At 51.0% G+C, this 11,494-nt stretch carries 12 protein-coding genes; 1 reads left to right on the top strand and 11 read right to left on the bottom strand.

All coding sequences use genetic code 11. From position 1 onward, the window contains the following. Positions 1–88 precede the first annotated feature (88 nt). The 5 genes from CTH_RS14075 to CTH_RS02760 all read right to left on the bottom strand — a co-directional run bounded on the left by CTH_RS14075 (position 89) and on the right by CTH_RS02760 (position 3,842). Positions 89–1,021 carry a hypothetical protein gene (locus tag CTH_RS14075; RefSeq protein WP_159073805.1) on the bottom strand — a complete coding sequence of 311 codons (933 nt, stop codon included), beginning with the start codon at positions 1,019–1,021 and terminating at the stop codon, positions 89–91. A 30-nt stretch (positions 1,022–1,051) separates the two neighbouring features. Further along, complete coding sequence (locus CTH_RS02775; RefSeq protein WP_079906791.1) at positions 1,052–1,729, bottom strand: early set domain-containing protein; 678 nt, start codon at positions 1,727–1,729, stop codon at positions 1,052–1,054. Positions 1,730–2,124: 395 nt separating this feature from the next. After that, entirely contained in the window at positions 2,125–2,676 is a 552-nt protein-coding gene (locus CTH_RS02770) for an HDIG domain-containing metalloprotein (RefSeq protein WP_079906790.1), read from the bottom strand. Further along, positions 2,663–3,094: a PaaI family thioesterase gene (locus tag CTH_RS02765; RefSeq protein ID WP_078666590.1), complete on the bottom strand. Its 432-nt coding sequence runs from the start codon at positions 3,092–3,094 to the stop codon at positions 2,663–2,665. The genes CTH_RS02770 and CTH_RS02765 overlap by 14 nt, the downstream gene beginning before the upstream one ends. Continuing rightward, positions 3,069–3,842, bottom strand: coding sequence for an alpha/beta hydrolase (locus tag CTH_RS02760; RefSeq protein ID WP_159071801.1), 774 nt, complete (start codon positions 3,840–3,842; stop codon positions 3,069–3,071). The genes CTH_RS02765 and CTH_RS02760 overlap by 26 nt, the downstream gene beginning before the upstream one ends. A gap of 100 nt (positions 3,843–3,942) precedes the next feature. On the opposite strand from CTH_RS02760, the gene CTH_RS02755 reads away from it, so the two are divergent. Continuing rightward, positions 3,943–4,479, top strand: a complete 537-nt coding sequence (locus tag CTH_RS02755) for a nitroreductase family protein (RefSeq protein WP_107752961.1) — start codon at positions 3,943–3,945, stop codon at positions 4,477–4,479. A gap of 16 nt (positions 4,480–4,495) precedes the next feature. On the opposite strand, the gene eno is transcribed toward CTH_RS02755, so the two are convergent. Genes eno through CTH_RS02725 form a run of 6 tightly spaced genes read right to left on the bottom strand, consistent with a single transcriptional unit; the run spans position 4,496 to position 11,465 of the window. Next, the gene (gene eno, locus CTH_RS02750) at positions 4,496–5,782 is read right to left on the bottom strand and encodes a phosphopyruvate hydratase (protein ID WP_107752959.1); all 1,287 of its coding nucleotides are present in this window, start codon (positions 5,780–5,782) and stop codon (positions 4,496–4,498) included. A gap of 14 nt (positions 5,783–5,796) precedes the next feature. Then, positions 5,797–7,341, bottom strand: coding sequence for a 2,3-bisphosphoglycerate-independent phosphoglycerate mutase (gpmI, locus tag CTH_RS02745; protein WP_107752956.1), 1,545 nt, complete (start codon positions 7,339–7,341; stop codon positions 5,797–5,799). A 5-nt stretch (positions 7,342–7,346) separates the two neighbouring features. Beyond that, positions 7,347–8,096 (bottom strand): triose-phosphate isomerase, encoded by a 750-nt coding sequence (gene tpiA, locus CTH_RS02740; protein ID WP_107752954.1) that lies wholly within the window; start codon positions 8,094–8,096, stop codon positions 7,347–7,349. 29 nt (positions 8,097–8,125) lie between these two features. Beyond that, the gene (locus CTH_RS02735) at positions 8,126–9,310 is read right to left on the bottom strand and encodes a phosphoglycerate kinase (protein WP_078666584.1); all 1,185 of its coding nucleotides are present in this window, start codon (positions 9,308–9,310) and stop codon (positions 8,126–8,128) included. Positions 9,311–9,354: 44 nt separating this feature from the next. Then, the gene (gap, locus tag CTH_RS02730; protein WP_078666583.1) at positions 9,355–10,362 is read right to left on the bottom strand and encodes a type I glyceraldehyde-3-phosphate dehydrogenase; all 1,008 of its coding nucleotides are present in this window, start codon (positions 10,360–10,362) and stop codon (positions 9,355–9,357) included. A gap of 20 nt (positions 10,363–10,382) precedes the next feature. Beyond that, the gene (locus CTH_RS02725) at positions 10,383–11,465 is read right to left on the bottom strand and encodes a sugar-binding transcriptional regulator (RefSeq protein ID WP_107752952.1); all 1,083 of its coding nucleotides are present in this window, start codon (positions 11,463–11,465) and stop codon (positions 10,383–10,385) included. Positions 11,466–11,494: the final 29 nt, after the last annotated feature.

Here is an 11,494-nt window from a genome sequence, read left to right as displayed (position 1 = left end):
AAACTCATCAAAAATAAATAGTTTTTTTAATAAACTTTTTAAAGTTTTAAACGCCATAGTTTATATCCCTTTCTGGCTGAAGTATTTTTTAGTGTTTGCTTTTTTTGTCTTGTAAATAAATGTCAATATTGACATTTGCCCCAACTAAAAATTCTAGTAACCCGTCTGCAGAAAAAATATGATATGAATCATCCGACCGTCTATCAAGTATAGAGACTTCACCCATGGCACCTATTCCCGCCACATTTCCTCCTACATTAGCATACACATTTAAATTGCCAACCCTTAACTTTGCATGAAGATTTCCTTCTTTTAATGTAGCATAAGCACCCCCTCCAAGACTGCCCAGTGCAAGTCCTTTATCACTTTCTAGATAAAGTCCTCCTTTTACAACACCTGTATTTACATCTACACCTGCAGTAAATCCTAAGAAGTTTTTAGGATTGTCAAGGCTTATTATCTCTACACCTGTTTCCACAGTATAAGCTTCTCCTTTGACTCCACCAGGTCCTCCACTAAATCTAGATACCTGTGCCTTACCCAAATTTAGCTTAGCGTTACTAGGACCGTTTTTCATGTTATCAGTTCCTAATAATGTTTTTGAGGTTGCTTTGTCATCGACAAATTTTCCTGTCCCCAGATTTTTTTCGCCTAACTTCTTGGCTTCGGCTACCCTTAGTCCTCCCATGCCAGGTGAAGATTGTTTCGCTGCTCCTAAGAATTTAGTGGGGGAAGAAGAATTGCTCGATATTTTCGATTCGGTTACCCTTAATCCTCCCATACCAGATGAAAATTGTTTTGCTGCCCCAGAGAATTTATGTGTAGATGAAATACTACTAGTAGAAGCCGCGCCTCCGGATTTGGCTAGTTGTACTATTGGAGTATGTTTCGTTGTTGTAGAAGATTTTTGAGTAGTTGAAGTAGAAGTTTTTTGAACTGTCGAAGTAGAAGTTTTGTTTGCTGCCGACTGTTGTGTTGACCTTGCTTTTCTCTCGGCGACCCTTAAGTCCCCCATACCCATTTTACCATGCATCCCATAATTTTTAATTTTTTACAGGGCTATAACTCTACCCTGTTGCAGTCGGTAGAAATAACTTCGTATATAGAATGGCAAACAACAAATTTCATTGCCATTTACTAAAACTACAAGATGCCATTTGCCTGGGATTAGCTGATTATTGGGATCAGTTGTGATCCAACCCGAAGCTTGAACTGCTTGTCCTTTGCCTGAAGGATTACCTGATACGATACAATCAGAAACGTATGCTATTTCCAACATAGGATTAACCCATACGAAACTAACTAGATGTATGCCCTTAACTTTAATGAAATCAATATTTATACCTATTTCTCCATCAGAATTGCTGAATTCCCTGTTGAGTCTAGGCAAACGTGACGTTCCGGCATACATGTCTATGTATTCAACTTCTATATTAGCAGAATCATAATTTAATTTTCTAACCTCGGAATTTTCGATTACAAGACTTGATATAGGTTTACCATTTTCTAGAACATAAGCAGGAAACGTTTGTGGGTCATTGACTCGAAAGCTGTTATTAATGAAAAAACAATAGTGATACAAGCCATCATCCAAGTTAATACTTTTTTCCCAATATCCATCGGAATCAATATCCATGGGAATATGCGCCAGTTTTGTCCTCGAATCCCAAAATTCTAAAACTACACTATCCGCTATAGGAAAGTATATCTGAAACTCAACTAAGGCCATGTGAAGTTACCCCCCTAGCCAATAAAGTTCTGTGTAATATATTTATGGCTAGATAAAATAAAAATGCAGAGTTGAATTAAAGTGCTACCCATTTCCCCATCATTTACGTTATCTGGTGTACTTCTATTGCAGTTGGTAACTTCGCTTTTGCAGTCTACAGCAAGATGAATCTTTGATTTGCTTTAACAAGTGACTAAAAGTCGACAGCGATAGCGCCCGCATTGATATATGTTATTTTACCTTTTCTGTAAATATTTTGTCAATAATGTAATTTTAATCATGTGTTTACCTTGTGAAAATGTCACCTTTCCAAGCTTTCTTGCATTTACTCAATGAAAATCTGCCTCCTAAATACAGCACATAAAAAAAGACACCCTCGCCAGGGTGTCTTATCTCTACAATCCCAGTTCCTCACTATGTTCCTGCATCGCCTCTAACGCCAGCCCCAGGAACTCCTCCAGGCTCAGACCCAGTTCCGTACAGGCTTGAATCTGCTCCCGGTTGGCCCCGCGGGCAAAGGATTTTTCGTGAAAACGATTGACCAGAAAAGGCACATCCACTGCCGCCAGCTTCTTTTCCGGACGGATCAGGGCTCCGGCCACAATCAGGCCGGTGGTGGGGTCAACGCTGTAGAGGGCCTTATCCAGGCGGGACAGGCGGGGCAGGCCGTGGTATTCGTTATGTACCCGCACGGCATAGACCACTTCCTCCGGCAGCCCCAGTTCAGCCAGCAGGTCGGCTCCCACCTGACTGTGGCGGGCCGGGTCATCCTTGGTCTGGTCATAATCGATATCATGCAAGAGGCCAGCTAAGCCCCAGATTTTCTCATCTTCGCCAAAATGGCGGGCCAGGCGGCGCATGACGAATTCCGCTGCCAGGCAGTGCTTGCGCAAATTTGTGTTGGTTACATATTTCTCCATCAGCTGTACTGCTTCAATTCTGTCCATCAGTCAGTCCTCCTTCTTTGATTTGAATGAATTTGCCAGTGGCTGTGGCCGCCACTTGCTGGTCCTTGAGCAAAATCAGACTGGCTTCCATTTCAATCACCCGGCCCCGGCGGTTGACCACCCGGCCCCGAACCTGTAAAGGTTCATTGATGGGAACAGGCCGCCGAAATCTCACCGTCAACTCCGCCGTAGGTGCCGTCAGGCCTTGCTTCCAGAGGTAGCGGCCCATTACTTCATCAAGCAGGGTGCAGATAATCCCTCCGTGCATGATACCGGGATAGCCCTGATGGACCGGGCCCGGAGTGAAGGTAGTCACATACTCCTCCCCCTCTATCGTAAATTCCAGATGTAAACCCCGGGGATTTTGCTTGCCACAGGCAAAACACCAGTGGTCATATTCTCCTTGAAACTCCTTCATTGCTCTGTTCCTCCAAACTGTTAATAAAGGCGATGGCCGCTTCTGCCACCTGCTGGCGCTGCGGCCCTAAAGGCAAAAGGTGTCTGCCTCCTGGAAGGGACAACAACTTTTTTTCTCTGCTTCCCAGCTGGTGAAAGATGTATTCGGCACTAGCCGGGTCAACAGTCTCATCCGCATCACCCTGGATAAGCAAGACCGGTACTTGTACCAGGGGGAGTTGCTTGCGGGCAGTTCGAATAAATTCCAGTAAACTGACCAGAGCGGCCAGCGGTATGTGATCATAATTGAAATGAGTTAACAGGTAATGCCCATCTTCTTGCCTCTCTTTGGGAGCATAGCGTCTGACCCAGCGTAAATAAGGAGCCAGATAGGCTTTCTTGTTTTTGAGATAAATCGGGGCCGCCAGGCTGATCACTCCTACTACCGGCTGATAATGGGCCAGGTAGAGGCTGATCAACCCCCCCATCGATAACCCGGCCAGGTAGACCCGGTCGCACTTTTGCCTGAGCTCTACTACCGCTTTTTCCGCAGCAGCCACCCAGTCCCGCCAGCAGGTGCGGGCCAGCTCTTCCACATCAGTGCCATGGCCGGGTAACAGGGGCACCTGTACCGTCCAGCCCTGAGCCGCCAGGGCCCGGCCCAGGGGCTCCACTTCCCCCGGTGAACCGGTGAAGCCATGAATCAATACTATGCCGGTCCGGTTGCCCGGAAAAAAAAGCGGGGTGACCGGGCGTCCTGTTATCTGCATGCCTTCACCTCCAAGGGCATTTTTCTGACATTTTAGCATATTCCACCAGTAAAAAGCAATGTTATAATATAGTTATAAAAATTTGAAAGGAGTGGGTAAGATGCTGGAATTATTACAAAAGCGCCGCAGTATTCGCCGTTTTACCGACCAGCCAGTGGAGAAAGAAAAAATAGAAAAAATCCTGCAAGCGGCCCTGCTGGCGCCCTCCTCCCGCAGCCTGCGCCCCTGGGAATTCATTGTCATCCAGGATAAAAGTTTGTTGCAACAGCTGGCCAAAGCCAAGGCCCACAGTATTTCTTTTCTGGCTGAGGCACCACTGGGTATCGCTGTTATCGCCGATGAAAACAAATGCGATGTCTGGATCGAAGATGCCTCCATCGCTACCATCCTGATGCAATTGGCTGCCACCTCCCTGGGCCTGGGTTCCTGCTGGATTCAGATTCGCCTGCGGCAAACGGCAGCAGGGCAGTCCTCGGAGGAATATGTCAAGGAGATTCTGCAGGTCCCGGCCCCTTACCGGGTCCTGGCCTTGCTGGCCATCGGCTATCCAGCCGAAACCAGGTCACCAGCCAGCCTGGAGCAGCTGGCTTACGACAAAATCCACTATAACCAGTATAGCAAAAACCCCGTCCGCTAAGGACGGGGCTAATTGCTTATTTCAGGTTATAGAAGGTCTTTTTGCCGCGATAGATAGCCAGATTGCCCAGCTCTTCTTCAATGCGCAGCAACTGGTTGTACTTCGCTACCCGGTCGGTGCGGGAAGGAGCACCGGTTTTGATTTGACCGGCATTAACAGCCACGGCAATATCAGCTATGGTGCTGTCTTCAGTTTCGCCGGAGCGGTGGGAGATGACATTGGTATAACCGGCCCGTTTGGCCATTTCAATGGCATCCAGGGTCTCGGTCAGAGTACCGATCTGGTTGACCTTGATCAGGATGGAGTTGGCTACCCCGCGCTCGATCCCCTTGCTCAGGCGCTCGGTATTGGTAACAAACAGGTCATCCCCTACCAGCTGGATTTTTTTGCCAAGTCTGGCAGTGAGCAGGGCCCAGCCTTCCCAGTCTTCTTCGGACATACCGTCTTCAATGGAGACGATGGGGTATCTGGACACCAGTTTTTCGTAATAGGCTACCATTTCCTCGGCAGTGTAGGATACTCCTTCGCCGGCCAGCACATATTTGCCATCTTTATACAGCTCAGTGGAAGCCACATCCAGGGCCAGGGCGATATCTTCTCCCGGCTTGTAACCGGCCTTTTCAATGGCTTCCATAATAACCTGCAGAGCCTCTTCGTTGGAGGAGAGGTTGGGAGCAAAGCCACCTTCATCACCAACGGCAGTATTCATCCCTTTGCCCTTCAACACAGTCTTCAGATTGTGGAAGACTTCAGCACCCATGCGCAGGGCTTCGGCAAAGGAATCGGCCCCCACCGGCATGATCATAAATTCCTGAATGTCCACATTATTATCCGCATGCTTGCCGCCATTGAGGATGTTCATCATGGGCACCGGCAATTCCTTGGCATTGGTGCCTCCTATGTATTGATACAGCGGCAGACCCAGGGATTTGGCAGCGGCCTTGGCTACCGCCAGGGAAACGCCCAGGATGGCATTGGCCCCCAGTTTGCCTTTATTGGGGGTACCATCCAGTTCCAGCAGGACCTTGTCGATTTCGGTCTGGAAAGTGGCATCCATGCCGATCAGCTGGGGAGCGATGATGGAATTGACATTATCCACCGCTTTTTGGACCCCTTTGCCCAGATAACGGCCTTTGTCCCCATCTCTCAGCTCAACAGCCTCAAATGCGCCGGTAGAGGCGCCTGAAGGTACAGCCGCCCGGCCCAGAGTGCCATCTTCCAGGAAGACATCTACTTCAACTGTGGGATTGCCACGGGAGTCCAGGATTTCCCGGGCATAAATATTTTCGATAATGGTTGACACAAAAAATCCCTCCCTTACTTGATCAACAGGGTTTGTCCTGTCATTTCTTCTGGCTGGGGCAAGCCCATTAGTTCCAGAATAGTAGGTGCCACATCAGCCAGCTTGCCGTCAGCGCGCAGTTTGGCCTCCTTATGTTCAGGAGAAACCAGAACAAAGGGCACCGGACTGGTGGTATGAGAAGTCAGGACATTGCCTTCATCATCCCGTTTGCAGTCCGCATTGCCATGGTCACCAGTGATGATGGCCACACCGCCCCGCTTGAGGATGGCAGGAACTACCTTAGCCAGACACTGATCCACTGCCTCTACGGCTTTAATGGTTGCTTCCATATCCCCCGTATGACCTACCATATCCGGATTAGCGTAATTGAGGATGATCACATCATATTTATCCTGTTCCAGTTCTTTCAGCAGTTCAGCGGTAACTTCAAAGGCGCTCATTTCCGGCTTCTGGTCATAGGTGGCCACTTTGGGTGAAGGTATGAGCAGGCGGTCTTCCCCGGGGTTGGGGATCTCTACCCCGCCATTAAAGAAAAACGTGACATGGGCATATTTCTCCGTTTCCGCAATGCGGAGCTGAGTTTTGCCATGGGCAGCCAGCACTTCCCCCAGGGTATTTTTCAAAGACTGGGGCGGGAAAGCCACCGGTGCCGGAATAGTGGCATCATATTCTGTCATGCAGACGAAATACACCGGGAAATAGCCTTGCCGCCGCTCAAAACCGCTGAACTCCTGGTCCACAAAAGCCCGGGTCAGCTGACGGGCCCGGTCAGGCCGGAAGTTGAAGAAAATCATGGTATCCCCGGCTTTAACAGTGGCTACCGGCTTACCTTCTGTTACAATCACTGCTGGCTTCACAAACTCATCGGTCTCACCGCGGTTATAGGCAGACTGAACTGCTTCCTCCGCCGAAGCAGCGGTAACACCTTCGCCATATACCATAGCGGCATAGGCTTTTTCCACCCGTTCCCAGCGCTTATCCCGGTCCATGGCATAGTAGCGGCCGCTGACGGTAGCGATTTTGCCTAACCCTATCGCTGATAGCTTTTGCTCCAGGGGCCTTATATATTCCAGGGCATTGGCGGGAGGCACATCCCGTCCATCCAGGAAAGCATGGATATAAACCCGCTCTACCCCCTCTGCTTTGGCCAGGTCCAGCAGGGCATAAAGATGTTCAATATGGCTGTGCACTCCTCCGTCGGAAACCAGTCCCAGCAGATGGACCGCTTTACCACTGTTTTTGGCTTTTTGCATGGCTTCCTTCAGCACTTCATTCTGGAAAAAGGTCTTTTCTTTAATAGCCAGGCTGATACGGGTAAATTCCTGGTAAACAATACGACCGGCCCCCATGTTCAGGTGCCCTACCTCGGAATTACCCATCTGACCCTGGGGCAGACCTACAGCCAGACCGGAAGCTTCCAGCGTGGTCCAGGGCCATTCCCGCAGCAACTGATGGAAATAGTGCAGGTTAGCCTGGGCAATGGCATTGCCCCGCTTTTCTTCCCGCCAGCCAAAACCATCCAGGATAATCAGGGCTAACGGTTTTTTGACAGGTTTCATTGCTTTTACCTCCTGACCAGGGCGATAAAGGAAACTGGATCCAGGCTGGCTCCTCCTACCAGAGCCCCGTCTATATTGGGCTGGGCTAAGAGACCAGCGATGTTGTCAGGCTTGACACTGCCCCCGTACTGAATCCGGACTCGTTCAGCGGCTTCAGCCCCAAACATGTCATTGACCACACCGCGGATGTAGGCGATCACTTCCTCCGCATCAGCATCAGTAGCAGTGCGGCCAGTGCCGATGGCCCAGACCGGTTCATAGGCAATAACCAGACCGGCAACCTGTTCTGCAGTCAGACCGGCCAGCCCCAGACGGGTCTGTTGTTCCACCACCTGAAAAGTCTCGCCCGCTTCCCGCTGTTCCAGGGTTTCCCCCACACAGACAATGGGAACCAGGCCGTGTTTCAATGCTGCCTTGACTTTCTTGTTCACTGTCTCATCGGTTTCAGCAAAATATTGCCGCCGCTCGGAATGGCCTACTATCACATAGCTGACACCCAGTTCCTTTAACATCAGGGGAGAAATTTCCCCGGTATAGGCACCCTGTTCTTCCCAGAACAGGTCCTGGGCCCCAATACGAATAGGAGTGCCCTTCACCGCCTCGGCCAGGGAGGCCAGGGCGGTGAAGGGTGCACAGATGACCGTTTCCGCGGCGGTGGCACCGGCCAGCTCAGGCTTAATAGCTTCCACAAAAGCCAGGGCCTCAGCTACCGTTTTATGCATTTTCCAGTTCCCGGCGATAATTGGTTGCCGCAAACCGGGCCACCTCCATTCACGTATGAAATTTATTTATCCTGCAGTACTGCTACGCCAGGCAGGGTCTTGCCTTCCAGAAACTCCAGGGAAGCGCCGCCCCCGGTGGAAATGTGGGTCATTTTTTCGGCTACGCCCACTTTTTCTACTGCTGCTACCGAATCGCCACCACCGATGATGGTAGTGCCAGGGCATTCGGCCATAGCCTTTGCCACCGCTTCGGTGCCTCTGGCAAAGGCATCCATTTCAAAGACCCCCATAGGTCCATTCCAGACCACAGTTTTGGCCTGGCGAATTACTCCAGCGTACTTTTCAGCGGTAGCCGGGCCAATGTCCAGGGCCTGCCAGTCAGCAGGAATTTCCCCTACGGCTACTGTCTTATGTTCAGCATCGGGAGCGAAGGCGGCTGCCACTACTACATCCCGGGGCAGCAACAGTTCTATTCCTCGTTGCTGGGCTGTAGCCAGCAGTTCTTTTGCCAGCTGGACCTTATCCTCTTCCACCAGGGACTTACCCAGTTCATACCCCTGAGCCTTGAGGAAGGTGTTGGCCATGCCGCCACCGATGATCAGAGTATCCACTTTGGTGAGCAGATTCTGGATAACCCCGATTTTGTCTGACACCTTGGCCCCACCGATAATAGCCACAAAGGGCCGCTCCGGATTGGCCAGGGCCTTGCCCATGATGCTGATTTCCTTTTCCATCAGGAAACCGGCCACAGCCGGCAGGTACTGGGCCACACCGGCGGTGCTGGCATGGGCCCGGTGAGCAGCGCCAAAGGCATCATTGACGAATAGATCGGCTAAAGCCGCCAGTTTTTTCGCGAATTCAGGATCGTTTTTCTCTTCCTCAGCATGGAAGCGCACATTCTCCAGCAGCAGTGCCTGCCCGGGTGCCAGCGCAGCAACGGCAGCCTCGGCTTCCGGGCCAACACAGTCACTGGTTTTGGCCACTTCCTGGCCCAGCAGCTCACTTAAACGCTTGGCAACCTGGTCCAGACGGTATTTTTCATTAACCTGGCCTTTCGGCCGGCCAAAGTGGGAAGCCAGAATTACTTTGGCTCCCTGTTCCAGCAGGTATTTAATGGTGGGCAGTGCAGCCCTGATCCGGGTATCATCGGTAATTTGCCGGTTTTCGTCCGTGGGGACATTAAAATCCACCCGAACCAGAACCCGTTTGCCCTTAACGTCCACATCGCGGATGGTCTTTTTTTCCACGCGGGCCCACCTCCCTGTTTTTTAACCCACTCTATATCTTACCATTACAGACCTTTGGAAGCAATATACAGAGCCAGATCCACTACCCGGCAGGAGTAACCCCATTCATTGTCATACCAGGATACAATCTTGGCCAGTTTTTTATCAATCACCATGGTGGAGAGGCCATCCACAATAGAAGAATTGGAATTGCCATTGAAATCCCTGGAAACCAGGGGCTCTTCGGTGTAGGCCAGAATGCCTTTCAATTCCCCTTCAGCTGCAGCTTTGAGAGCGGCATTGATTTCTTCCGCTGTTGCTTCGGTAGCCAGCTCACAGACCAGGTCAACTACAGAAACATTAGGAGTGGGAACCCGCATTGCGAAGCCATTCAGCTTGCCCTTCAGTTCCGGCAGAACCAGACCGACCGCTTTAGCTGCACCGGTAGTGGTAGGAATGATGGACATAGCAGCAGCCCGGGCCCGGCGCAAATCCTTATGAGGCAGGTCCAGAATTTGCTGGTCATTGGTATAGGAGTGTACTGTAGTCATCAAGCCCCGCACAATCCCGAACTTCTCGTGGATAACTTTGGCAAAGGGAGCCAGGCAGTTGGTGGTGCAGGAGGCATTGGAAACTACATGGTGGTTAGCTGGATCATATTTGTCCTGGTTAACCCCCATCACAATAGTGATATCCTCATTTTTGGCTGGAGCAGAAATGATGACTTTCTTAGCGCCAGCTTGCAGGTGTTTGGCAGCATCTTCCCGGTTGGTGAAACGACCGGTGGATTCCACCACAATATCCACCCCCAGATCGCCCCAGGGCAGATTGGCCGGGTCCTTTTCAGCATAAACCTTGATAGCCTTGTCATTAACGATGATCTCCCCGTCGCCAGCCTGTACTTCGGCATTGAGGATGCCATGCACAGAGTCATATTTCAGCAGATGAGCCAGGGTTTTAGCATCAGTCAGGTCATTGATGGCTACGATTTCGATTTCCGGCTTGTTGAGAGCGGCCCGGAAAACATTGCGGCCAATGCGGCCAAAACCGTTAATACCTACGCGTACTGTCATGATTCATCTCTCCTTTACTGCTAATTCTTTTTCCTTAATGTTTCCAGCATTGCCTGAGCGGCCCCTTCATCTGTCACCAGGTATTTCAGTACACCGGTGGCAGCGACCGCCAGTATGGCTTGAGCTTTATGTTTACCACCTGCCACCGCCAGAGTGGAAGCAGGGGGTAATTCCTGAAGATTTAAGCCAATGTTGCGCGCCGAAAGCACTACCTTACCATCTTTGTCTACATAAGAGCCAAGGGCCTCTCCCACGGCTCCATGGCGCATCAGCCAGCTGATTTCCACCTGGGGCAGATGACGGCGTTTGGCCATTTCCACCGCATCGCCGATCCCGTGAATCACCAGCTGAGCCTGGGTCATCAGCCGCAACATCTCCTGAATGTGGGGCTCTTCCAGCAGGGCCAGGCGCGCCTGGGGCGACAGAGCGTCAGGAACGTGGAACAGGCGATACTCCCCGCCCAGTTTGCCTGCCAGTAAGGCAGCAATGGCGTTGGCCTGAGTGCGCATTTCTGTTCCGAAACCACCCCGGGCCGGCACCACTAGAATGGAACGCCCCGGACTGATTTCTGGCAGGCTTTCCACCACACTCAAAGTGGACGTGCCGCCGGTAACAGCAATGGTTTCAATTTTATCCTTGTGGATAATTTCCTGCAAGAAGTTGGCCCCGGCCCGACCCATTTCCTTCAGAACCTGGCGGTCCTGGTCCAGATCCCCGGACACTACAATCACTTTATGTAAACCGAGGCGACTGGCCAGCTCCTCTTCCAGGGAAGTGAGTCCTTTCAGCAAGCGGATTAATTGCTCCAGACCGAAAATGACCTCTTCACCTTCGGGAGTAATGACCATCCCGCCTGGCTGGGCCTCCACCAGACCCTGAGTGCGCAGGAAGTCGGTTTCATTGCGTACAATCCGTTCCCCCATGCGCAGGTTGGCGGCTAATACCCGGCGTCCAATCGGCTGGGCAAAATAGATGCTGCGAAGAATAGTATACCTTTTCTCCAGCTGCTGTATGAGCTCAGGCACTACTTTCTGTCCGTAGTGAACCAGCTCCTGTAATGCCAGTTCCTGGCTGTTAGGCCCGTTATTGTCCCGCCCATTCAATTATGGTCCCGCCTTTCCGAAAAAAAGAT

It is taken from the genome of Carboxydocella thermautotrophica (assembly GCA_003054495.1).
GTDB lineage: Bacteria > Bacillota.
The sequence above is the reverse complement of the archived record's forward strand: the minus strand, read 5'-3'. Positions and strand labels throughout refer to the sequence as shown.

What these genes read in the sequence shown, in the direction of transcription:
- gpmI (WP_107752956.1), bottom strand. Translation starts at nt 7,341, where the DNA reads ATGAAACCTGTCAAAAAACCGTTAGCCCTGATTATCCTGGATGGTTTT.
- CTH_RS02755 (WP_107752961.1), top strand. Translation starts at nt 3,943, where the DNA reads ATGCTGGAATTATTACAAAAGCGCCGCAGTATTCGCCGTTTTACCGAC.
- CTH_RS02770 (WP_079906790.1), bottom strand. Translation starts at nt 2,676, where the DNA reads ATGGACAGAATTGAAGCAGTACAGCTGATGGAGAAATATGTAACCAAC.
- CTH_RS02765 (WP_078666590.1), bottom strand. Translation starts at nt 3,094, where the DNA reads ATGAAGGAGTTTCAAGGAGAATATGACCACTGGTGTTTTGCCTGTGGC.
- CTH_RS02760 (WP_159071801.1), bottom strand. Translation starts at nt 3,842, where the DNA reads ATGCAGATAACAGGACGCCCGGTCACCCCGCTTTTTTTTCCGGGCAAC.
- CTH_RS14075 (WP_159073805.1), bottom strand. Translation starts at nt 1,021, where the DNA reads ATGGGTATGGGGGACTTAAGGGTCGCCGAGAGAAAAGCAAGGTCAACA.
- gap (WP_078666583.1), bottom strand. Translation starts at nt 10,362, where the DNA reads ATGACAGTACGCGTAGGTATTAACGGTTTTGGCCGCATTGGCCGCAAT.
- CTH_RS02775 (WP_079906791.1), bottom strand. Translation starts at nt 1,729, where the DNA reads ATGGCCTTAGTTGAGTTTCAGATATACTTTCCTATAGCGGATAGTGTA.